Source organism: Psychroflexus salarius (assembly GCF_900129035.1).
Taxonomy (GTDB): domain Bacteria; phylum Bacteroidota; class Bacteroidia; order Flavobacteriales; family Flavobacteriaceae; genus Psychroflexus; species Psychroflexus salarius.
Genome location: NZ_FQTW01000002.1, coordinates 101,238 through 125,078, shown reverse-complemented (window position 1 = coordinate 125,078; position 23,841 = coordinate 101,238). Strand labels below are relative to the sequence as shown.

At 33.5% G+C, this 23,841-nt stretch carries 21 protein-coding genes and 3 tRNA genes; 12 read left to right on the top strand and 12 right to left on the bottom strand.

Translation table 11 applies throughout. From position 1 onward, the window contains the following. Positions 1-130 precede the first annotated feature (130 nt). Positions 131-1,903 (top strand): fasciclin domain-containing protein, encoded by a 1,773-nt coding sequence (locus BUB82_RS03785; RefSeq protein ID WP_073192123.1) that lies wholly within the window; start codon positions 131-133, stop codon positions 1,901-1,903. 356 nt (positions 1,904-2,259) lie between these two features. On the opposite strand, the gene yidC is transcribed toward BUB82_RS03785, so the two are convergent. Continuing rightward, positions 2,260-4,161 carry a membrane protein insertase YidC gene (gene yidC / locus BUB82_RS03780; protein WP_073192121.1) on the bottom strand — a complete coding sequence of 634 codons (1,902 nt, stop codon included), beginning with the start codon at positions 4,159-4,161 and terminating at the stop codon, positions 2,260-2,262. A gap of 87 nt (positions 4,162-4,248) precedes the next feature. Beyond that, positions 4,249-5,862: a CTP synthase gene (locus BUB82_RS03775; protein ID WP_073192120.1), complete on the bottom strand. Its 1,614-nt coding sequence runs from the start codon at positions 5,860-5,862 to the stop codon at positions 4,249-4,251. Between the two features lie 192 nt (positions 5,863-6,054). Between BUB82_RS03775 and sucC the strand changes: the two genes are divergently transcribed. Further along, entirely contained in the window at positions 6,055-7,248 is a 1,194-nt protein-coding gene (sucC, locus tag BUB82_RS03770; protein WP_073192118.1) for an ADP-forming succinate--CoA ligase subunit beta, read from the top strand. A 78-nt stretch (positions 7,249-7,326) separates the two neighbouring features. Here the strand turns inward: sucC and BUB82_RS03765 are convergent, their stop codons facing one another. Both BUB82_RS03765 and BUB82_RS03760 read right to left on the bottom strand, forming a co-directional pair. Beyond that, positions 7,327-8,517 (bottom strand): pyridoxal phosphate-dependent aminotransferase, encoded by a 1,191-nt coding sequence (locus tag BUB82_RS03765; protein ID WP_073192116.1) that lies wholly within the window; start codon positions 8,515-8,517, stop codon positions 7,327-7,329. A 12-nt stretch (positions 8,518-8,529) separates the two neighbouring features. Next, positions 8,530-9,633, bottom strand: coding sequence for a fatty acid desaturase family protein (locus BUB82_RS03760; RefSeq protein WP_073192114.1), 1,104 nt, complete (start codon positions 9,631-9,633; stop codon positions 8,530-8,532). Positions 9,634-9,943: 310 nt separating this feature from the next. On the opposite strand from BUB82_RS03760, the gene rsmG reads away from it, so the two are divergent. Then, complete coding sequence (gene rsmG, locus BUB82_RS03755; RefSeq protein ID WP_073192112.1) at positions 9,944-10,576, top strand: 16S rRNA (guanine(527)-N(7))-methyltransferase RsmG; 633 nt, start codon at positions 9,944-9,946, stop codon at positions 10,574-10,576. A 57-nt stretch (positions 10,577-10,633) separates the two neighbouring features. Here the strand turns inward: rsmG and pruA are convergent, their stop codons facing one another. Both pruA and BUB82_RS03745 read right to left on the bottom strand, forming a co-directional pair. Then, positions 10,634-12,259: an L-glutamate gamma-semialdehyde dehydrogenase gene (gene pruA, locus BUB82_RS03750; protein ID WP_073192110.1), complete on the bottom strand. Its 1,626-nt coding sequence runs from the start codon at positions 12,257-12,259 to the stop codon at positions 10,634-10,636. Between the two features lie 111 nt (positions 12,260-12,370). Further along, the gene (locus BUB82_RS03745) at positions 12,371-13,621 is read right to left on the bottom strand and encodes a type IX secretion system plug protein (protein WP_083574463.1); all 1,251 of its coding nucleotides are present in this window, start codon (positions 13,619-13,621) and stop codon (positions 12,371-12,373) included. Between the two features lie 142 nt (positions 13,622-13,763). Between BUB82_RS03745 and BUB82_RS03740 the strand changes: the two genes are divergently transcribed. From BUB82_RS03740 to BUB82_RS03710, 7 genes are read left to right on the top strand one after another with little or no spacing between them, the layout of a single operon-like run. Further along, entirely contained in the window at positions 13,764-15,107 is a 1,344-nt protein-coding gene (locus tag BUB82_RS03740; protein WP_073192107.1) for a Na(+)-translocating NADH-quinone reductase subunit A, read from the top strand. Positions 15,108-15,117: 10 nt separating this feature from the next. Continuing rightward, positions 15,118-16,290, top strand: coding sequence for an NADH:ubiquinone reductase (Na(+)-transporting) subunit B (locus BUB82_RS03735; protein WP_073192105.1), 1,173 nt, complete (start codon positions 15,118-15,120; stop codon positions 16,288-16,290). 3 nt (positions 16,291-16,293) lie between these two features. Further along, complete coding sequence (nqrC, locus tag BUB82_RS03730) at positions 16,294-17,049, top strand: NADH:ubiquinone reductase (Na(+)-transporting) subunit C (RefSeq protein ID WP_073192103.1); 756 nt, start codon at positions 16,294-16,296, stop codon at positions 17,047-17,049. A 2-nt stretch (positions 17,050-17,051) separates the two neighbouring features. Continuing rightward, positions 17,052-17,795, top strand: a complete 744-nt coding sequence (locus BUB82_RS03725) for an NADH:ubiquinone reductase (Na(+)-transporting) subunit D (RefSeq protein WP_073192101.1) — start codon at positions 17,052-17,054, stop codon at positions 17,793-17,795. 4 nt (positions 17,796-17,799) lie between these two features. Continuing rightward, the gene (gene nqrE / locus BUB82_RS03720) at positions 17,800-18,519 is read left to right on the top strand and encodes an NADH:ubiquinone reductase (Na(+)-transporting) subunit E (protein ID WP_083574462.1); all 720 of its coding nucleotides are present in this window, start codon (positions 17,800-17,802) and stop codon (positions 18,517-18,519) included. 9 nt (positions 18,520-18,528) lie between these two features. After that, entirely contained in the window at positions 18,529-19,821 is a 1,293-nt protein-coding gene (gene nqrF / locus BUB82_RS03715; RefSeq protein ID WP_073192099.1) for an NADH:ubiquinone reductase (Na(+)-transporting) subunit F, read from the top strand. A gap of 50 nt (positions 19,822-19,871) precedes the next feature. Further along, positions 19,872-20,234, top strand: coding sequence for a Na(+)-translocating NADH-quinone reductase subunit F (locus tag BUB82_RS03710; RefSeq protein WP_073192097.1), 363 nt, complete (start codon positions 19,872-19,874; stop codon positions 20,232-20,234). A gap of 2 nt (positions 20,235-20,236) precedes the next feature. Here the strand turns inward: BUB82_RS03710 and BUB82_RS03705 are convergent, their stop codons facing one another. From BUB82_RS03705 to BUB82_RS03690, 4 genes are all read right to left on the bottom strand, one after another. After that, positions 20,237-21,007 (bottom strand): class I SAM-dependent methyltransferase, encoded by a 771-nt coding sequence (locus BUB82_RS03705; protein WP_073192095.1) that lies wholly within the window; start codon positions 21,005-21,007, stop codon positions 20,237-20,239. A gap of 17 nt (positions 21,008-21,024) precedes the next feature. Continuing rightward, positions 21,025-21,108: transfer RNA gene (locus BUB82_RS03700), tRNA-Leu, on the bottom strand. Between the two features lie 11 nt (positions 21,109-21,119). Then, a tRNA-Lys gene (locus tag BUB82_RS03695) sits at positions 21,120-21,192 on the bottom strand. 15 nt (positions 21,193-21,207) lie between these two features. After that, positions 21,208-21,280, bottom strand: a tRNA-Lys gene (locus BUB82_RS03690). Positions 21,281-21,386: 106 nt separating this feature from the next. Here BUB82_RS03690 and BUB82_RS03685 point away from each other — a divergent pair. After that, entirely contained in the window at positions 21,387-21,911 is a 525-nt protein-coding gene (locus tag BUB82_RS03685) for a shikimate kinase (protein ID WP_073192094.1), read from the top strand. On the opposite strand, the gene BUB82_RS03680 is transcribed toward BUB82_RS03685, so the two are convergent. Both BUB82_RS03680 and BUB82_RS03675 read right to left on the bottom strand, forming a co-directional pair. Next, entirely contained in the window at positions 21,895-22,404 is a 510-nt protein-coding gene (locus tag BUB82_RS03680; RefSeq protein ID WP_073192092.1) for a phosphoribosyltransferase family protein, read from the bottom strand. The genes BUB82_RS03685 and BUB82_RS03680 overlap by 17 nt on opposite strands. Further along, on the bottom strand, positions 22,394-22,783 hold the full coding sequence (locus BUB82_RS03675; RefSeq protein ID WP_073192091.1) for an RNA-binding S4 domain-containing protein: 390 nt from the start codon (positions 22,781-22,783) through the stop codon (positions 22,394-22,396). The genes BUB82_RS03680 and BUB82_RS03675 overlap by 11 nt, the downstream gene beginning before the upstream one ends. A gap of 76 nt (positions 22,784-22,859) precedes the next feature. On the opposite strand from BUB82_RS03675, the gene BUB82_RS03670 reads away from it, so the two are divergent. After that, a complete protein-coding gene (locus BUB82_RS03670; RefSeq protein ID WP_073192089.1) occupies positions 22,860-23,777 on the top strand; it encodes an FKBP-type peptidyl-prolyl cis-trans isomerase in 918 nt (305 codons plus the stop codon). Positions 23,778-23,841 lie beyond the last annotated feature (64 nt).

Here is a 23,841-nt window from a genome sequence, read left to right as displayed (position 1 = left end):
AATGCTTAAGCTTTTAATTAAAGACTACTATAAATTAATGCATTAACAAACGTTTAATATCTATTAACTATAATTAAACAGTATGTCAGTCATAGTACAAGTACATTTACAGAAACAAAAATCAAAAACTATGAAATTTCAACTCAAAACACTCACTTTAGTCTTATTGACTTTAGTTTTTACATCATGTGATGATGATGATTCTGGCGAACCTATTACTAATGTTCAAACAACTTTTGAAATTATAGCTTCGAGTCCAGATCATACCATTTTAGAACAAGCTTTAATTGATACAGGTTTAGATGAAGCATTAAACCAAGGAACTTACACCGTATTTGCACCTACCGATGATGCTTTTTCGGGCGTACTATTAGACCAATTAAGTAACGAACAACTTACTAATATTCTTCTTAATCATGTAATTGATGGTTTAGCAGCGTCTAATACTTTGGAAAATGGTTATTTTACTACTCTCGCTACTGAATCTGCTTCTGGAAATGCTAATAATATTGATGTGTATATTAACACAGATTCTGGAGTAGAACTAAATGGTGCATCATCAGTTACTTCTGCAGATTTAGGTGCTAGTAATGGTATTGTTCATGTTGTCGACGCTGTAATTCCTATACCAGATGTTGTAACATTTGCTACAATAGACCCAACTTTTGATACTCTTGAGGCTGCTTTGACAAGAAGCGATCAACCAGACTTTGTTGGTACACTTTCATCATCTGATGCACCAGCGCCATTTACAGTCTTTGCACCTACAAACCAAGCTTTTTCAGATTTATTAGACGAATTAGGTGCTACATCTTTAGATGATATAGGTGGTCCTACCTTAACTTCAACTTTAAATTCTCATGTAGTTGGGGGTCTTAATGTGACTTCAAATGAATTAGAATCTGGTAGTGTAGAAACTTTAGGTGATGATATAACTATAGATGCTGAAAACGTTCAGATTGTAGATCAAAATGGGCGTACAATTGAAATCGTAGTGACTGATGTTCAAACAAGTAATGGTGTAATTCATGCCATTGATCGTGTTATTTTACCAGATGTTGCTGTCGAGTCTACTTTTGAAATTATTGAAGCGAGTCCAAACCACACAATATTAGAGCAAGCATTAATCGATACTGGTTTAGATGTTGCAGTAAACAATAATGAACTTACTGTTTTTGCCCCAACTGATGCGGCCTTTGGAAATGTTGATATATCAGGTTTAACAGTAGAACAATTGTCTAACGTATTATTAAATCACACTGTTTCAGGAACAGTTTTATCTAGTGATTTATCAAACTCTTACGCAAATACTTTAGCAGTAGAAACTAATACTGGAGATGAAAATAACTTAAGTCTCTACATTAATACAGATAATGGTGTTAGTTTGAATGGTATATCTAATGTCACAACACCAGATTTAGAAGCTTATAATGGCGTTGTACATGTTGTAGACGGAGTCATTACAATTCCAGATGTAACTACTTTTGCCTTAGCTGATCCTAATTTCAGCATTTTAGTTGACGCATTAACACGTGAAAATAGTTTTACATATGTAAGCACATTACAGTCAACTGAATCTCCGGCGCCTTTCACGGTATTTGCCCCAACAAATGATGCATTTGTTGATTTATTAGCTGAGTTAGAATTAAATTCGCTTGCTGATGTGCCAACTGCAACCTTAGAAGCAACCTTAAATTCACACGTTATTACTGGCGCAAATGTAACCTCTTCTACTTTATCTAGTGGTACAGTTTCAACTTTAGGAGCTGACCTAACAATAGATGCACCTAATACAACAGTAACCGACCCAAATGGTCGAGTTTCAAACATTATTGCTGTTGATGTGCAGGCTGGCAATGGCGTTATTCATGCTATTGATCAGGTATTGTTACCACAGCAATAGTCATAAGTTTTAAATATTTTAAAAAAGGATGCTTTTACAGCATCCTTTTTTGTTTTTCTAGATTTCTATTAAGCTGAATACAAGTTGTTGATAAATCACTAAATTTATAGTTTAACTTTATTAAGTCTTTCAAATTGGTTTAATAAATTGAGCTTAAGAAATTTTAATTGCCTATACACATAAATGAGGTCAGGTTCACTCTTGATCTTTCACTATAATTATTGAGGTTTAGCTTGTTAAGATGTTGAGCTAATTATTTTATTAAGCCATAATTTTGTGAAGGATGCAGCTTATAATGAAAAAATCTGTCTCAAATTAATGAGACAGATTCTAAAAACTCGATTCATAAGTTTAGGTTACTTATTTTTCTTTTTTTGTTGTTGTTCTTCCGCTTGTTCCATGATTTCCTGAAACTTCCGTGTGAATTTATTTTTCTTCTTTGGCTTTTTCTTTTTCTCTTCAATCTTAGCCAAAATTTTATTCTCATCAATAATTACATGTTTAATAACAAGCATAATTCCGATGGTAATTAAATTCGAGATAAAGTAATATAGAGATAAACCACTCGCATAGTTGTTGAAGAAAATAAGCATGACTAGCGGTGATAAATACATGATAAACTTCATATTTGGCATACCTGGTTGTTGTGCTTGTTGCATGTTTTGGCCAGTTGTCATTGTCATATAAATAAATATGGCTATTGACGCTAAAATTGGAAACAAACTCACATGATTGCCGTAGATCCAAGACACAAGTGGAACATAAGCATCCCACTGAAATATTACATCGTAACTCGATAAATCATCGGCCCATAAAAATGGTTGTTGGCGTAAATCAAATGCACTTGGGAAAAACTGAAATAACGCGTAAAACACAGGAATTTGCAGCAACGCAGGTATACAGCCTGCTAATGGGCTTACACCAGTTTTGCCATATAGCTTCATGGTTTCCTGCTGCTTTTTCATGGCGTTATCTTTATACTTTTCATTAATCTCATTAATCTCTGGTCGTAAAACTTTCATCTTAGCCTGAGATAAATAAGATTTATAAGTAATAGGAGACAACACGATTCTAACTGTGATTGTCATTACAATAATAGCTAAACCATAGTTCCCTAAGAAAGAGCTTAAAAATCCAAAAAACGGTATAAAAATGTATTGGTTAATCCAACCAAAAATGCCCCAACCTGTTGGGATAATTTCATCGAGATTTTGATCATATGTTTTTAAAAGCTGATAATCAGCTGGACCAAAATATAAGTCCATATTTTCATTAAACTCATTATTAGCTAGTTGAATTGGTAGTTCGGCTTTAAAGGCTTTGGTGTAAAGTGTATCAACTTGTTCGTCTTGTACTAAATTTCTTGAGGTAAATTTACCTTTATCAAAAGCCTCATCTTTAAGAAGTATAGTCGTGAAAAAATGCTGTTTAAACGCAAACCATTTAATATCGAGTTCATCTTCAATAGCTTCATCGCCTTGGCCTGTATAGCTAACAACGTCACCTTCATATTGATATAAAGTTTCAGTATATCTGTTTTCGTAAGAAATACTTTTAGATCTTCTAAAAGCTTTTAAATCCCAAGCTAAATCCGCTTTTTCACTAGAAATGACATTATTTAAACCTTGAGATTCTATGTTGAAATCAAGCATATAATCGTTTGGTTTGACGGTGTAGCTAAATTCTAAAAACTCATTTTCAGAAACTTTAGCACGCATATTTAAGGTGCTAGAATCATCGTTAGTAATCAGCTCTGGAACAAAACTTAAATCTTTGGTGTTTAAATTGCGATTGTCTTTGGTAGTGAAATTAATATTGAAATTAGAGTTTCCGTCTTTAACTAAATAAACAGGTTTACCGTCATAAGTGTCAAATTTTTTAAGTTTGGCTTCGATCACTTGAGCACCTTTGTTTGAAATTTTTAAATGAAGGACATCGTTTTCAAGAACAGTAAAATCGGTTTTTAATTGACTTACCTGCATGGCTGAATAAGCAAAAGTACCAAATTTTTGCTGATTGACTAACATTTGAAGCGAGTCACTTAAAACTTGTTGATTTGTACTAGTTTCTGCTACAGTTGAAGCATCTTCAAGCGATTGTTTTGAAGTTGCACTGCTATCAACTTCAACTTGGTTAGTAGTGTTATTATTAGGTTGAGGCTCTTCAGCTGGTCTAAAATACATCCACGCTAAAAGTATGGCACCTATCAATAAAAATCCTATAACTGAATTTTTGTCAAATTTTCCTTGTTCTTCCATTCGTTAATTATGCTTAATTATAAGAAATGCAAAAGTCAGCATTTTAGACGACTTATCCTTAAAAACTACTTATAATATGTAAGTAATCTATTGTTTTTGTGCGTTAAATTCTTTGGCCGCTTTTATAAAGGCTAAAAATATTGGATGCGGATTTGAGACGGTACTTTTGTATTCAGGGTGAAATTGAACTCCTAAAAAAAACGGGTGATTTTTAAGCTCTATTGTTTCAATTAGTCCAGTTTTAGTGTTCTTGCCACTGCATATTAAGCCTTGCTCTTCAAGTGATTTAACATAAAAGTTATTGACTTCGTACCTGTGTCTGTGACGTTCGCTAATTGAGGTTTTACCGTAAATTTCAGCTAATTTAGATTTTGGCTTTAAATTACAATCCCAAGCGCCTAAACGCATTGTTCCGCCATAATCTTCAACCGCTTTTTGGTCATCCATGATCGCGATGACTGGATGTTTCGTGTTTGGATTCATTTCGGTAGAGTTAGCGTCTTTTAAGCCTAATACATTTCTGCTGTACTCAATTACCGCCATTTGTAAACCGAGGCAAATCCCAAAAAACGGGATATGATGTTCCCTTGCGTATTTTACGGCTTCAATTTTACCTTCAATACCACGTTCGCCAAATCCAGGTGCCACTAAAATACCGTCTAAAGATTTGATGGTCTCTAATTCATCTTCAATAAATTCAGAATGAATACTCACTACATTAACGCTTACATCATTGTAAGCTCCAGCATGAATAAAACTTTCTAAAATTGATTTATATGAATCTTGCAACTCGACATACTTACCAACTAAACCAATATTAAGTTCTGTTTTAGCCTGTTTGAGTTTATTTAAAAAACCATTCCATTGCTTTAAATCGGCATCTTGTTTGAGCGGTAAATCGAGTTTTTGAAGTGTAATTTGATCAAGTCCTTCAGCCATCATCAAATTAGGGACATCGTAAATCGTATCTGCGTCAATAGATTCTATAACCGCTTCTTGTTTCACATTACAAAATAAAGCTAGCTTTCGTCTAATTTCTTCTGTAATGTGGTGTTCTGTTCTACACACCAAAATCTCAGGAGAAATGCCGCTTTCCATCAAAGTTTTAACACTGTGTTGTGTGGGCTTAGTTTTTAACTCACCAGCTGCAGATAAATAAGGGATTAATGTAAGGTGAATCACCAATGCATTATAATCGCCTAGTTCCCATTTTAATTGACGAACCGCTTCAATGTATGGCAAAGACTCTATATCGCCAACAGTTCCACCAATTTCAGTAATCACAATATCATATTGATGGTCTTGGCCTAAAATCTTGATCCGATTTTTAATTTCATTAGTAATGTGTGGCACTACCTGAACAGTTTTCCCTAGAAATTCACCACGGCGTTCTTTTTCGATTACACTTTGATATATTTTTCCGGTGGTAACATTATTAGCTTGAGAAGTATTTACATTTAAAAAACGCTCATAATGGCCTAAGTCAAGATCGGTTTCTGCACCATCTTCGGTTACAAAACATTCGCCATGTTCATAGGGATTAAGTGTACCTGGATCTACATTAATGTAAGGATCAAGTTTTTGAATTGTACAAGTATAACCTCTAGATTGTAGAAGTTTAGCAAGTGATGCAGCGATTATTCCTTTCCCGAGAGACGAAGAAACACCACCAGTTACAAAAATATATTTTGTTTCGGCCATAGTGTTGAAATTATGTCTTTACGGGATGCAAAATTACCAATTAATTTAAGCCTAACCTAATTGATTTTCTAAGTTTTTATTAATCAAATTATTTAAGCAAAAGATGCTTTATAATTCGCCATAATTTATGTTGTAACAAGCTCATAAATTGTTACTTTTGTAAACCAAAATTATATCTTTTAAAACCTGATTATGAATTTACACGAATATCAAGGCAAAGAAATATTAAGCAGTTTTGGTGTAAATGTACAACGAGGAATTGTTGCTACAACACCAGAAGAAGCGGTTGAAGCTGCTAAAAAACTAACCGAAGAAACTGGAACGGGTTGGCATGTGATTAAAGCACAAGTTCATGCTGGTGGACGCGGAAAAGGTGGTGGCGTTAAATTGGCTAAAAACCTGAAAGAAGTTGAAGAAATAGCAAAAGAAATAATAGGCATGGATTTGGTAACACCTCAGACTTCTAAAGAAGGTAAACGTGTACACCAGGTTTTAATATGCGAAGATGTTTACTATCCAGGTGATAATGAACCAGAAGAATATTACATGTCGGTTTTACTTAATCGCTCAACAAGTCGTAACATGTTGATGTACTCACCAGAAGGTGGTATGGATATAGAAACTGTTGCTGAAGAAACACCAGATTTAATTTTTACGGAAGAAATAGACCCTGCAACAGGTATTTTACCTTTTCAAGCTCGTCGCGTAGCTTTCAATTTAGGTTTATCTGGAAAGGCTTTTAAAGAGATGGTCAAGTTTGTAATGTCGCTTTATAAAGCTTATGAAAAGTCAGATTCTTCATTGTTTGAGATTAATCCTGTTTTAAAAACAAGTGATGATAATATTTTAGCTGTAGATTCTAAGGTAACTATAGATGACTCAGCTTTATTTAGACATAAAGATTACCAAGACATGCGTGATATCCGTGAAGAAGACCCAACTGAGGTTGAAGCTAAAGAAGCTGGTCTTAGTTATGTAAATCTTGATGGAAATGTGGGCTGTATGGTTAATGGTGCCGGCTTAGCAATGGCAACAATGGACTTAATTAAATTTGCTGGTGGTGAGCCTGCAAACTTCTTAGATGTTGGTGGTACAGCCGATGCAAAACGTGTTGAAGAAGCTTTTAGATTAATTTTAAAAGACGAAAAAGTTGAAGCTATTTTGATTAATATTTTCGGCGGAATTGTACGTTGTGATCGCGTTGCACAAGGTGTTGTTGAAGCTTACAAAAATATGGGAGATCAAATCAAAGTTCCTATCATTGTTAGACTTCAAGGAACAAATGCTGAAGAAGCTAAAGAATTGATTGATAATTCTGGTTTAGCAGTTGAAAGTGCTGTATTGTTCAAAGAAGCTGCTGATAAAGTGCAAGCCGTTTTGAAATAATTCATATTTATCCAATATACAAATAAAAAACCTGCTAAATTCTAGCAGGTTTTTTATTTATAGTAAAAGATAATTAATTTACTTTTCTTCAAGAAGTGTTCTAATGCGTTTAAGTGCTTCTTTAATGTCTTTTTCGCTTGCTGCATAAGAAATTCTAATACAGTTTGGGTTACCAAAAGCTTCACCAGTTACGGTTGCAACATGAGCTTCTTCTAATAACAACATCGAAAAACCGGTAGCATTAGAGATGGTTTTACCTTTAATGGTTTGACCAAAATAGGCGCTTACATTTGGGAACACATAAAAGGCACCTTGAGGTTCATTACATGTAAAGCCTTTGATATTATTTAATAAATCAAGAATCAATTGTCGTCTTGATTTAAACTTATCAATCATATATTGAATAGCAGATTTATCGGCCTCAAGTGCTGTGATTACAGCACGCTGAGCAATACAATTTGCACCACTTGTAACTTGTCCTTGTAGTTTGGTGCAAGCTTTAGCAATATATTCGGGTGCACCAATATAGCCAATTCTCCAGCCAGTCATTGCAAAAGCTTTAGAAACGCCATTTACAGTAACTGTCCTGTTTTGCATACCTTCAATGCTTGCCATAGAAGTATGAGCGCCACTGAAATTGATATGTTCATAAATTTCATCACTAATAACAATGATGTGTGGATGTCTTCTTAAAACTTTTGCTAAACTTTCCAGTTCTTCTTTTGTATATACACTGCCACTTGGGTTGCATGGTGATGAATACCAAAGCATCTTGGTTTTTGGCGTTATCGCAGATTCAAGTTGCTCAGGTGTTATCTTAAAATCTTGTTTAATATCAGTTTTTACTTCAACAGGAACGCCTTCATTTAATTTAACAATATCACTGTAACTTACCCAATATGGGCAAGGTAAAATCACTTCATCACCAGGATTTAAAATAGTTGCTGCGAGGTTATATAACGACTGTTTAGCACCAGTAGAAACAACAATTTGAGACGTATTGTAGTCTAAATTATTATCACGCCTGAATTTTTGTTGAATAGCTGTTTTTAATTCTAGATACCCATCAACAGGTGTATATGAATTGTAATTTTCATTGATCGCATTAATGGCAGCATCTTTTATGAAATCTGGCGTATTAAAATCTGGCTCGCCTAAACTTAAACCAATAATTGACTTGCCTTCAGCTTTTAATTCTCTTGTTTTGGCAGCCATAGCCAAAGTTGCTGATGTTTCAAGTTTGTTAATCTTGTCAGATAGTCCATTCATGTTTATGAAAATTTAGGATGCTAAATTAAGTTCAGGCTGCGAACCTAATTTTTTTAAGTATCTAAAATGTGAAATAATAGCCGCTCGAGTTGTTTCATACTCATTGTAAGGTAAGTTAAACTCTTGTGCGGTTTCTTTTACGATTTCTGAAATTTTAGTGTAATGAATATGACTGATATTCGGGAATATATGATGTTCTACCTGATGATTTAAACCGCCAGTGAACCAATTGACTAATTTATTATTCGTAGCAAAATTAGTTGTTGTGAAAAGTTGGTGTATTGCCCAAGTATTTTTCATTTCGCCTTTTTCATTAGGCAGCGGCATTTCATTTTCTTCAACCACGTGAGCCAGTTGAAATATAATACTTAAAATCAATCCAGCAGTGTAGTGCATCACGAAAAAGCCTAAAAGTACTTTCCACCAAGTAATACCAATTAACATAGGAATAACTAACCAAATAGTTACATAGATTAATTTTGTAATAGCCAAAGTACTCCATTGTTTTGTTGGGCTAGGCATTTTTTTGTAAGACAGTTGTCGTTTTAGATAATCTCTAGTTTGTTTAAAATCGGTAGTTAAAGCCCAATTAAAAGTCAGTAATCCATATAATGCTACTGAGTAAATATGCTGAAACTTATGAAAACGTCTCCATTTCGTATGTTCAGAAAATCGAATAATTCTGCCAGCATCTAAATCTTCATCGTGGCCATGAATATTGGTATAGGTATGGTGAAGCACATTATGTTGTATTTGCCAGTTGTAAACATTGCCAGCCAAAATATAAATGCTACTTCCCATTAATTTGTTAACCCAAGATTTGCTTGAATAAGTGCCATGATTACCATCGTGCATAACATTCATGCCAACTCCAGCCATTCCAGCGCCCATCAATACCGTAAAAAGTAGTTTCCACCAGCCAGAAATATCTAAAAATAAAATCAAAAAATAAGGAGCTAAAAACATAGAAAACATTACAATTGTCTTAACATGTAGCTTCCAGTTGCCTGTTTTTTTAATGTTATTTTCTTTAAAGTAAGTGTTAACGCGTTTGTTGAGTGTACGAAAAAATTTTTGAGGATCTTTTCTTGAAAATTTAACTGTAGATGTATTCATTATAACAATTCTTAGGTTACAAATATATTAATTAAATTTTCATGTTACCTTACACAGCTGTTAATTTAGGCAGTTTATAATTGCTACACAGAAAGCAATTATAACCGCGCTTTTCACTACAATGCTTCGTGTAAAACAGTTGCTAACTAAACTGCTAAAGGTTTTCAAGTTATCAAACTTTAGCAGCAAGTTACCAAAAACTGTTTTGCACTGCAGGATTTTCATTACAATCGCTACTGCAACTTAAGTTTATTCATCTAGATTTCATTTTAATCAAGATGATATAGTTATTTTTGCCAAAAAATTATTGATGTCATTACAACTTATAGAATCTTATTTTCCTGATTTAACTGAAACACAACGTAAACAATTTTCGCAAATAAGTGAAGTCTATAAAGATTGGAATCAAAAAATAAATGTGGTTTCTAGAAAAGACATTGACGAAATATACACAAGGCACGTTCTTCATAGCTTAGGTATTGCTAAGGTTCAAGCTTTTAAGTCAGGAGCCAACATTCTTGATGTTGGTACAGGTGGTGGCTTTCCAGGGATTCCATTAGCTATTTTATTTCCAGAAGTTCAATTTACTTTAGTAGATAGTATTGGTAAGAAAATTAAAGTTGTTGATGAAGTTGTTGAGGCCTTAAAACTCACCAATGTTAAAACTGTAAATAATCGTGTTGAGCAATTAAATGGCGAATTTGATTTTATTATTAGCAGAGCAGTTGCTGTTATGCCAAGTTTTGTTCGTTGGGTTAAAGGCAAGATAGCAAAACACAGTCATCATGAATTAAAAAATGGAATTTTATATTTAAAAGGTGGTGATTTAACTGAAGAGTTAGAGCCTTACAAAACAGTTCAATTATTTCCGCTTTCTGATTTTTTTGAAGGTGAATTTTTTGATACCAAAAAAGTGGTCTACTTACCTATGAAGTATAAATAAAAAGAGAGTTCAATTAAGAACTCTCTCTTTAAATATTAAACATTTTAACTTCAACTATTATCCCATAAATGGATATCTGTAATCTGTTGCAGGTACAAATGTTTCTTTAATTAAACGTGGAGAAGTCCAACGTAATAAATTCAATTTAGATCCAGCTTTATCATTAGTACCGCTATTTCTAGCGCCACCAAATGGCTGTCTTCCAACTACAGCGCCAGTACACTTATCATTAATGTAAAAATTACCTGCAGAATTTTCTAAAATATCAGTCGCTTGAGATGCTGCGTAACGATCAGTTGAAATAATTGAACCTGTTAAACCATATTGGCTAGTTTCATCAACTAAATGAAGGGTTTCTTCATACTTGTCATCATCATAAACATAAATTGTGAGTACAGGACCAAATAATTCAGTTACCATAGTCGTGTATTTCGGGTCTGTAGTTACAATAACGGTAGGTTCTACAAACCAACCTTTAGATTTGTCATAATTACCACCTGCAATTATTTCGGCATCTTTATCTTCTTTAGCTTGATCGATGTACTTAGCAAGTTTATCAAAAGAAGCTTCGTGAATAACAGCATTAATAAAATTCTCCATATTTTCAGGAGATCCTATTTTGAATGATTTAATATCTTCTACCAATAGATCTTTAACCTCTGGCCAAATACTTTTTGGGATGTAACTTCTTGATGCGGCACTACATTTTTGTCCTTGAAATTCGAAGGCACCTCTTGCTAAAGCTGTTGAGACAACTTTTGGGCTTGCTGAATTGTGAGCAACAATAAAATCTTTACCACCAGTTTCACCTACAATTCTAGGGTAGGTTTTATAGTTATGAATATTTTGCCCAATTTTTGCCCAAATTCCTTTAAATACATTTGTACTTCCTGTAAAATGTACACCAGCAAAGTCTGGAGATGCTAAAACAGTATCCGTAATCATTTCAGGATCACCAATAATCATATTGATAACACCGTCAGGTAGTCCAGCTTCTTTAAAAACTTCCATAATTACTTGGGCTGAATACATTTGTGAATCTGAAGGTTTCCAGACGGCAACATTACCCATTAAAGCCGCACTTGAAGGTAGGTTACCAGCGATGGCAGTAAAATTGAAAGGCGTTATAGCATAAACAAAACCTTCTAAAGGCCTATGTTCAACACGATTCCAGGCTTGAGCATCAGATTCTGGTTGCTCTTCATAAATTTGAGACATATACTCAACATTAAATCGTAAAAAGTCTACGATTTCACAAGCCGAATCTATTTCAGCTTGGAATATGTTTTTTGATTGGCCAATCATAGTTGACGCATTCATTTTATCGCGATATGGACCTGCGATTAAATCTGCTGCTTTTAAAAACACAGCAGCACGTTGTTCCCATGGTAATTTTGCCCATTTCTTTCTAGCTTCTAATGCTGTCGAAATAGCATCTTCAACATGTTGTTTTTCGGCCGTATGATAAGTACCGACTTCTTTTTGGTGGTCATGCGGTGGTCTTATGCTTTTTGTGTGTCCTGTTTTAATTTCTTTTCCACCAATGTATAGAGGAATTTCAACCTTAGAATTATATAACTTTTTATAGGTTTCTAAAACCGACGCTCTTTCTGGAGTTCCAGGCGCATACGATTTAATAGGTTCGTTGACAGCTGGTGGAACTTGAAAAAATCCTTTTCCCATAATTTTATCTTTTTTTATATGTTATTATTTTTGATAAAGATAATTAAATTATAGGTATTTAAAAGTATATAAAAATAAGGTTTTATTAATAGTTGTTAATTGTTTTAAAAATTAGTTTTTGATATTTCTGCTAATAATGTTTGACATACCAATTACCTCGTCAAATCTTCCGCCAATCGGTCTGTAGTAAACAATAACAGTGTATAAATTTTCAGTTTGAGCAAAATTTCCACTTGCAATATTGTTGATGAATTCACCTTCATTTGTGAAGTAAACATATTTATAATTGTAAAAACCTTGTTTGAGCTCAAGACTGCCTTCATATAAATTCGTTCTAGAATTGTATGTCATCATCGTGTCGTCTGTCAACATATAATTATTAAATTGACCATAAATATGAACTTCTCCGTCTTTTAAATTTTGAGGCGTTTGAAGTTTAAAGTGCACCCGTGTATAATCAGCTTCACGACTTATATCATTGCCTTGAATAGTATTAATTTTAAAATTACCATTAATATCTGGATTGAAGGTGTAGACGCTATTTGAACGATCAAAGTCTGTGAATAAAAACGATTCATAAATATCACTTAACTCTATTGATCTTATTTGAGAAGTTCCAGCGCGAACATCTTTTGTATCGAAATTTAGAAACTCATTTCCACCCTTAAAAGATGATTTTTCATTGTACCTGTAAATCAGTGTATTTCCAGTCGTGTATTGCGGTTTTAGGTTGAAGATACCAGTTGAAATGTCATTGTTTTGAATAACTGCAACATTAACAGTTTCATTAGGATTTCTAAAAATGTAGCCTTTTCGACCAATTTCAAAGTTAACCACTTGGTGAGACTCTGTTTTGTCTAGCCTTCTGTCTTCGCGAATAGTAGTTTTTACATCAACATCTGAAGAATACACAATAAATTTTCGAGAAAAAATAACACTATCATTAACATCTTTAATAATTAACATGTAATTACCTGTTTTTGTGATAGCACGTGTATTTTGGTTGGGTATGTCGAGTTTATAATTGGTGTAGGGCTGAAAAGTACTTAAGGAATTTTGAAAATTAAAAATCCGAACATCATCAAAACCTGTTAAGTATTCGTTTTGAGCTAAAGTTGAAGGCGTCCAGTCGTAATTATAATGCTTTATTTCGTAATAATAATCAGTTTCACTTGCATTTAAGTCGTCAAACTCTAATTGAAGCCGTTGACCTAATCTGATTATTGGCGTGCCACTAAATTCACCTGCAGCTGATTTAAAAATAATAGTCTTTATGTTTTTTGGAGGTACAACTTCGTAAGTTTGACCAAGTGTTGGTGCATAAAAAGCTAGTACAAAGACAAGATATAATAGGTGTTTCACAATTTTTTTTAAACAAATATATAAAACTTATAAAGCAATTATTTAGAATCAATATAAATAATATAAGTATAACTTTTGTTTATCAGGAATTTGATACTTTGATTGTTATATTTGCCATCCAAATTTAAACTACACGTTGCACATGTCTAAAAACGTTAAAGTTAAGAGAGGATTAAAGCTCTCTTTTAAGGGTGAGGCAGAGAAAATTCTCGAAGAAGCACCGGTTTCTAAAAATTATGCTATTAAACCACCAAACTTTTATTCGATTGTTCCTAAGACAACTGTAAAAGAAGGTGCTAAAGTATTAGCAGGAGATGAATTATTTTATTCTAAATATTCAGACCAAACACGTTTTGTGTCTCCTGTAAGTGGTATAGTTAAGGAAATAGTTAGAGGAGCTAAACGGAAAATTTTAGAGATTAGAATCGAAGCTGACCAAGAAATTTCTTATAAAGATTTTGGAAGCTTAGATCCTTTAAGCGCTTCTGAAAAAGAGGTAAAATCTAAAGTTTTTTCGTCTGGGTTAGGTGTTTTTCTAAAGCAAAGACCGTATGATATTTTGGCAAACGCAGAAGATTCGCCAAAAGCAATTTATGTTTCTGCTTTTAATACAGCGCCAATCGTTGGTGATTTAGAATTTATCTTAAAAGATAAGCAAGCGCATTTTCAAACCGGTATCAATGTCTTAACGAGACTTACTGAAGGTAAAGTTTACTTAGGCGTTGAAGCTAACTCAAACTCTTACTTGAAAAAACTTGAAAATGCTGAAATAATTAATATTTCAGGACCGCATCCAGCAGGAAACGTTGGGACTTTAATTCATGAAACAGAACCAATTAATCAAGGTGAACGCGTTTGGACAGTCGGAGCTGAAGATGTTGCAATTATAGGTGAGTTGTTTTCAACTGGTAAATATAATGCAGAACGTACAGTTGCAGTAACAGGTGAATCTGCTAAAAATCGAAAATATTATAAAACTTTAATTGGCGCTGAGATTCAATCATTTGTTGGTGAAGTTGAAGAAAATTCACGATTTATTTCTGGTGATGTTTTAACGGGTGAAAAAGTTGAACCAGACAATTTTATTAACTTTTATGATAATGAGTTAAGTATTATTCCTGAAGGCGATAATTACAGAATGTTTGGATGGTTGCCATTTAAAGATAATCATGTTCATTCAATGTCTAAAACTTCATTGTCTTGGTTGTTTCCTAATAAAAAATATAGTGTAAACACAAATTTAAACGGAGAAGAAAGAGCCTTAGTTGTTACAGGTGAAATGGAAGAGGTAATGCCTTTAGATATTTATCCTATGGAATTACTTAAGGCTTGTATGATTGGTGATATTGAGAAAATGGAAAATCTAGGAATTTATGAAGTTATACCAGAAGATTTTGCATTAGTTGATTATGTGAATACTTCAAAAATTGAAGCTCAAGAAATTATAAGAAACGGTTTAGATTTAATGATAACTGAAGTAGGTTAAAAAAAATGCTATGAATTGGATTAGAAAAAAATTAGATGAAGTAAAAGCTCCATTTCAGCCTGGTGAAAAGTATGAAAAATATGCGCCTGCAGTTAATGCGCTTGATACTTTTTTATTTGTGCCAAATCACACAACCAAGAAAGGAGCTCATGTAAGAGATGCGGTCGATTTAAAACGAACAATGATTACTGTTGTTTTGGCTTTAATACCTGCATTAATTTTCGGGATGTGGAATACAGGTTACCAACATTTTACTCAATTAGGTGAATCGCCTAGTTTTATTGATGCGTTTATACACGGCGCTTGGAAGATAGTCCCAATGATTATTGTGTCTTACGGTGTTGGTCTAGCCTTAGAATTTGCTTTTGCAATTATGCGAGGACACGAAGTAAATGAAGGTTATTTAGTGACAGGTTTGTTAATTCCTATGATTATGCCTGTTGATATACCATTATGGATGGTAGCACTTTCTGTAATTTTTGCCGTGCTTATTGGTAAAGAAGCTTTTGGAGGAACTGGAATGAATATATTAAACCCAGCATTAACAGCAAGAGCTTTTGCATTCTTTGCTTATCCTACATATATGTCAGGCAATAAAGTTTGGGTAAGTGAAGCTTCAACAATGGATGGTATTACTGGTGAAACAATTTTAGGAACACTCGCTGCTAACAAGGATGTCGCTTACCAAACTGCTGATATGTTTACAGGTGTTATCCCAGGGTCAATATCAGAAACTTCAACGCTTTGTATTTTAGCAGGCGCTTTATTACTTATTTTAACTAAGGTAGGAAGTTGGCGAATCATTTTAAGTGGATTTATCGGAGCGGCTGTTATGGGGTTAATATTCAATACGCTTGGGAATTCAGTCTTTACAGGTAATGGATTGATGAATTTTCCATGGTATAATCACTTAGTAGTTGGAGGACTTGCTTTCGGAATTGTTTTTATGGCTACAGATCCTGTAAGTGCCGCACAAACTATGCGTGGTAAAATTATTTACGGTTTTTTAATAGGATTATTCGGAATTATGATTCGTGTATTTAATCCAGCATATCCAGAAGGTATTATGCTAGCGATTTTACTCATGAACGTATTTGCACCAACAATTGATTATTATGTTGTGCAAGCAAATGTCAACAAACGTAAAAAGCGTTTAAAACCACAAACCGTTAAAACAGCTTAAGAAATGGATAAGAATAGTAATGCCTATACATTTATTTTTGCAATTGCTATGGTAATCGTAGTTGCAGTTGCATTATCTTTTACGGCAACGAGTTTACAGCCGATGCAGGCCGAAAATGTTCGTCAAGAAAAAATGCAAAATATATTATCAACTTTTACAGGTGACTCAATTATCGTAGAAGGGGAAAAAGTTGAATTAACTAGAGCAGTTGCCTCTAAAGTTTACGAAAATTATGTTACTGAAGAATTAGCATTAAGTAATTCCGGTAAACCGAAAGAAGAGGATGCGTTTAAGATTAGTTTAGCAAAGCAACTTACTTTAGATGAGTCTGAACAGACATTTCCACTTTATGTAGCAAATTATCAAGGTAAAACTTATTATGTTGTTCCTTTAAGAGGTAGCGGTCTTTGGGACGCTATATGGGGATACGTTGCTTTAGAAGATGATGTAAACACGATTAAAGGTGTTGTGTTTGATCATAAAGGTGAAACAGCTGGTCTTGGTGCAGAAATCACGACAGATTGGTTTCAAGAACGATTTGTTAATGAGAAAATATATAATGATTCAGGTCAAGTTGTCGGTGTTGAAGTTAAAAAAGGTTATAGTGGTGGCGACAATAAATCTGATAATGCTGTAGATGCGATATCAGGGGCTACAATCACTGGAGATGGTGTCAGTAAAATGATGGAAGAACGTCTGAAAAATTATAAGGCATATTTCGAAAAAATAAAAAAATCTGGTAAAGTTGCAATTCGATAATTATGGAAGGAAAAGAGCCCAAAGAAATCAGTAAAACTGATAAAAAGAAAGAAATGATCATGTTTCTCTCTAGTTCTGAGGAAAAAGAGCATTTTTTGTCAAAAGCAAATCGAAAAATTTTATCAGACCCGTTAAACGATAATAATCCTATTACTGTACAAGTTTTAGGTATATGTTCGGCTCTAGCAATTACAGTTCAGCTAAAGCCAGCTATAGTGATGTCTTTGGCGGTTGTATTTGTAATGGCATTCAGTAATGTTATTATATCTATTTTAAGAAATTCAATACCTAGTAGAATTAGAATAATTGTTCAGCTTGTAGTTGTTGCAACAATGGTTATCCTAGTTGACCAAATTCTTAAGGCTTTCGCTTATGATGTTAGTAAGCAGCTATCAATTTTTATTGGATTGATTATTACCAATTGTATAATAATGGGTCGTTTAGAGGCTTTTGCGCTTGGTAATGGTGTCTACAAGTCATTCCTTGACGGCATAGGTAATGCTGCTGGTTATGGTTTAATTTTAATCGTAGTTGCCTTTTTTAGAGAATTATTTGGTTCAGGAAAGCTTTTAGGATATGAAGTTTTGGGTCATAAAGGTCTTACCATGGCAGACTCAACAGGATTATATGCTTTAGGCTATGAAAATAATGGCTTCTTTTTACTATCACCAATGGCATTAATAGTAGTTGGTATTGTTATTTGGGTCCAAAGATCAAGAAACCGTAAATTAATAGAAGAAAATTAGTAAGATGGATTTAATCAATTTATTTGTAAAAAGTATTTTTATTGAGAACATGGTTTTTGCCTACTTTTTAGGTATGTGTTCTTATTTAGCGGTTTCTAAAACTGTGAAAACCGCAGTTGGACTTGGCGCAGCCGTAATTTTTGTATTACTAATTACCGTTCCTGTGAATTACTTAATCGACAACTACTTGCTGCAGGCTGGTGCACTAACATGGTTAGGACCAGAATTTGCTGATGTTGATTTAAGTTTTCTTAGTTATATCATGTTTATCGCTGTAATTGCTTCAATGGTTCAGCTGGTAGAAATGATTGTTGAAAAGTTTGCACCTGCTTTGTATGGTTCATTAGGTATTTTTCTACCATTAATAGCTGTAAACTGTGCTATACTTGGAGGTTCTTTATTTATGCAGCAAAAAGCTTTTAATGGTATTTCTGAAGCGGTAACATATGGCGCTGGAAGTGGTATAGGTTGGTTTTTAGCTATTCTTGCTATAGCTGCTATTAGAGAAAAAATTGCCTATTCTAACGTACCTGCACCTTTAAAAGGTTTGGGTATTACTTTTATAATTACTGGTCTTATGGCTATAGGCTTTATGAGTTTTATGGGTATAAAATTAGAAGGTGCTAAACAAGAATCAAATCAAGTAAGTGAATCTAGTGTTGATAAACCTTCAACGCCAGATAAATCTACGGCATCAATTAATACAAATATTGAAAATAAATAAGAAATAATTATGACAGTAATAATCACGAGTGTTGTTGTATTTTTAACCTTAATATTGCTTTTAGTTGTTATTTTACTTTCTGCTAAAGCTAAATTATCACCATCTGGACCAGTCAATATTAATGTTAATGATGAAAAAGATATTGAAACTGGTTCTGGTTCGACTTTATTGTCTACTTTAGGTGATAATAAATTATTTTTACCATCAGCTTGTGGTGGAGGTGGAACTTGTATTCAGTGTAAATGTATTGTTAAAGAAGGTGGCGGAGCAATTTTGCCTACTGAAGAACCACACTTTACAAGAAAAGAAATAGCTGAAGGCTGGCGTTTAGGTTGTCAAGTGAAGGTGAAAGAAGATATGAAAATTGAAATCCCTGAAGAGATTTTTGGAATTAAGAAATGGGATGCAACTGTGGTTTCAAATTATAATGTAGCTTCATTCATTAAGGAATTTGTTGTAGAAATCCCAGAAGATATGGATTACAAAGCTGGTGGATACATACAGATTGAAGTTCCTAAATGTAAAGTTGATTTTAAAGATATTGATATTGAGGCTCATCCAGAAGAGCATCCAGGTCAGCCTGATAAATTTAAGAAAGAGTGGGATAATTTCGGTCTTTGGCCTCTAGTTATGAAAAATGATGAAGTTGTTGAGAGAGCTTATTCTATGGCTTCATATCCTGCTGAAGGTCGTAGAATCATGTTGAATGTTCGTATTGCAACGCCACCGTGGGATCGTAGTAAGAATGCATGGATGGACGTTAATCCTGGTGTAGCTTCATCCTACATTTTCAATCTTAAAGAAGGAGATAAGTGTGTTATTTCTGGCCCTTATGGAGAATTTTTTATCAACGAAAGCGAATCTGAAATGCTATACGTTGGTGGTGGTGCAGGAATGGCACCTATGCGTTCTCACTTATATCACTTATTTAGAACTCTTAAAACTGGCCGAAAGGTCACTTATTGGTACGGCGGGCGTTCTAAACGTGAGCTTTTTTATATCGATCACTTCAAAGCATTAGAGAAAGATTTCCCAAACTTCAAATTTTATATGGCTTTATCTGAGCCAATGGAAGAAGACAATTGGAAAGAAAAGAAAGATATTAACGATGAAGAAGGTGATGGATTTGTAGGCTTTATTCACCAATGTGTGATTGATAATTATTTAAATCACCACGAAGAGCCTGAAGAAATAGAATTATACTTCTGTGGGCCACCATTAATGAATCAAGCGGTTCAAAAAATGGGAGAAGATTTTGGAATTCCAGATGAGAATATTCGATTTGACGATTTCGGAGGTTAATAACACATTTAAATTTTTATAGACCCGAGTTATAGCTCGGGTTTTTTCTTATGTCAATTCTTAGTAAACAACAACTTCATAACCTTGCGATGAATACTGTAGGTAAAGATCTTGAAAAACAGGGTTATGAATTTCTTGGTGTAAACAGTAAGCTCGGTAAAAACCCGCAATTTGTAGCTATTAAATCGTCTAAATTATTTTTTATTATTGTAAGAGCTGTTACTTACCCTAATAACCCTGTCATCTATGATGAAGATTTAGTGAATAAAATAAGAAATCATGCTCTAAAATTTAAAGCTAGAACCTTCTATGCTGGCGTTGGTCTAGCTAATTCAGTTGACTATGATTTGCCGATAACCTCTCAAGATGATTATATTATTAATTATTCAGGTTTGATTGAAGTAAAGCTCTAAACTTAAATAGGTTTTTTGCAAACTGGAATTGCTTCGTTTTTATTAATTCTAAATCGATCGATTTGATTTTGGCCTAATTTTTTTGCGTATCTAACAGCTTCTACTTCAAATCCAATGCTTTTTAGTTTATCATAATAATCCTGACCGTATATTCTAACGTGGTCATATTGCCCAAAGATCTCATCTCTCCTTTTTTTATCTGTTATAGTATCATCAGAGTAAGTTTTTACTTTTTTTTCATCTATCGGTATTTGAAGTATTGCAGTACCACCTGATTTTAAAACTCTAAAGAGTTCTTGCATTGCCTTAGTATCATTATTAATGTGTTCAAGTACGTGATTGCACAATATAAAATCAAATGAATTATTGTCAAACGGTAAATTGCATATATCTGCTTTAACATCCGCAAGTGGAGACTCTAAGTCTGTAGTGACATATTCTAAATGGTTCAGCTTTTTAAATTTTTTGTAGAACGCTTGTTCTGGTGCAAAATGTAGGAGTGACTGTTTTCTAGTAAGTAAATCAGTTTCATTTTTAAGGTATAGCCATAGAAGCCGGTGCCTTTCTAGTGATAATGTTGAAGGGGACAAGACATTGTCTCTTATTTTGTTATAACCGTATGGTAAAAAGCTCCTAAAAGTTTTTCCATCAATAGGATCTTCATATTTATTACCATAATAAAATAATGGTATTAATGGTTTTATAATTTTACTTATTTTGATTAATAAAGGCCTAGGTACAGTATTTAGGATATGCTTAAATATTTTTTTCATCTAGGCTTGAGTAAAAGTGCCCAGAGCGGGAGTCGAACCCGCACGCCCTAAAGGACACATGGCCCTCAACCATGCCTGTCTACCAGTTCCAGCACCTGGGCGTAAATAGAAGTGATCTGGCTGGGGCTCGAACCCAGGACCCTCTCCTTAAAAGGGAGATGCTCTACCAACTGAGCTACCAGATCTTTATTTTATTTTAGTGATCTGGCTGGGGCTCGAACCCAGGACCCTCTCCTTAAAAGGGAGATGCTCTACCAACTGAGCTACCAGATCTGAAAAAAATGAACTTTTTTAATGCGGGTGCAAATATAATATCTTAATTTATTTTATCAAGGCTATTTCCTTTAAATTTGTAGTAATTTTCAAAAAAGTTGATTGTATGAAGAGGATTGTAATTTGCGGTTATATGGGAGTTGGTAAAACTACTATTGGTAAACTTGTTTCAGAGAAAATAAAAATTCCTTTTTTTGATTTAGACCAGCTTATAACAATTCATGAATCTAGTTCTGTAAAGCAAATTTTTGAAGCTAAAGGTGAAATTTATTTTAGAAAATTAGAACATGAAGTTTTATCAAATTTTTTAAAGTCAAATAAAGAATTTGTCCTCAGTCTAGGAGGTGGTACACCATTATATTATAATAATTCTAGTATTTGTTTTGAGCCTAACGAAATTTTAAGCGTTTATTTAGAAGCTACTCTAGGACTACTTGTTGATAGATTAATTGTAGAGTCTGCAGACCGTCCAATAATATCTCATCTAGCCACTAAAAATGATTTAGAAGATTTTATAAGAAAACATTTATTTGAAAGACATCATATTTATGCTAAAGCAAAACATAAGGTAAAAGTTGATGCTAAAACGCCTAATGATATATCTAATGAAATCATTAACTTAATGTCGTAAAATAATTTTCTTTTTGACTTAAATTCACCTCTACGTGATTATTCATCGACGTAGATAGTGATAGGCCTTTGAAATCGGCTTTTATTGGATATTTTTTGTGATTCCGATCTACTAAAACTGCTGTGCTTATACTATTAATATCATATTTTAAAAAATGATTGACAGCGTAAATTAAGGTTTTTCCTGAATTTAAAACATCATCAACAACAATTACGTCTTTAAGTTCTAATTGATCTAAATCTGAATTTATAGACACACTATTGATAGGTTGTTTTTTGTTAATATTTATTTGAATAAGGTTAATTTGTTTAGTTGGCTGAGCCTCTTTGATGATTTCGGATAAAAGTTTAGCTAAATGATATCCTTTAGATTCTATTCCCGCAATCAACAATTCATTAACTTCATAGTGTCTTTCAATCACCTGATAAGCAATTCTTTTAATTTTACTTACGATGTCCTGATGATTTAAAATCATTTTGGTATTAGTTTTCATACTTGTCTTCTTTTTCAGGGTCTAACCAATCATCAATTTCACGCCGGTCTTTTTTGGTTGGTCTTCCCGTGCCTTTCTTTCTATAGTAGTCTTGCGTATGTTTCAGCAATTCTAGTTTATTTAAATCTTCCTTAGGGGTTTTATCTACACAATAAATGCTAACAAGTTTAGCACCAACACGTGATTTAGGTAAGTCAATAACCTCTATTTGATAATTAATTTGATTTTTACGAACTTGAATATGATCTGAAGGATATACCTCTCTTGAAGGTTTAACAACATCGTTATTAATACGAACATGACCTTTTCTGCAAGCCTTTGTTGCAATGCTTCTTGTTTTGAAGTATCTGATAGACCATAAATATTTATCAATGCGCATAATATTAATGACGATTTAGAGTTCAATTTGAACAAAAATACAAGAAAATTGTATCTTGCACTCAAAAGTAAAGTTAATGAAAAGAATTAGTTTTTTATTATTATTAAGTGTTCTGTTTTTTGGTATCAGCTGTGATGATGATGACGATGGAGGAAACACACTCGAACTTCGTGATGAAGCCGAAGTTCGCGATGAAAATGCCACTCAAATTGAAGATTTTTTAGCCACCCATTTTTATAGATTTGAAACAAACCCTAGTAATGATAATTACCAACGAATTGTATTTGATACTATAGCCGGTGAAAATATTAACGAAACACCGATACTAGATTCTGATTTGCTAGACTCTAAAACAGTTGTCAATAATGATATTGAGTACGAACTCTATTATCTAAAATTTCGTGAAGGTGCACCATCAGAACGCCAGCCAAAATTTGCAGATTCAACTCTAGTTACTTATGAAGGATTTACACTTGAAGGTGAAGTTTTTGATGTTTCTCCAAATGCAGTTTGGTTTGATTTAACACAAGTCGTTAGAGGGTTTTATGAAGTCTTACCTGAATTTAGAGGCTCTACTGGCTTAGATGAAAACTTAGATGGAACTATTACTTTTAATGATGATTTTGGTATTGGAGCTGTTTTTATTCCGTCAGGTTTAGGCTATTTCGCATCACCGCCAATTACTTCTGGTATAGGAGCCTATAATCCGATAATTTTTTCATTTCAACTTTACCGTTCTAATGAATCAGATCATGATCGTGACGGTATTCCTAGTTGGATGGAAGATGTAAACAATGATAGACGCTTAAATAATGATGATACCGATGGAGATACCGCACCTAATTATCTCGATAACGACGATGATAATGATGGTGTTTTAACTATAAATGAAATTATTATTGATGAACAAACAGGAGAACCTAGTTTCCCTGACAGTAATGGCAATGGGACACCTGATTATTTAGATGAGACTTTTTCTCCTGAAGTAGATTAAACATCAGCGCATCTAACAATTAGCGTATTAAAAAACCCAAGTTGAATAATTCAGCTTGGGTTTT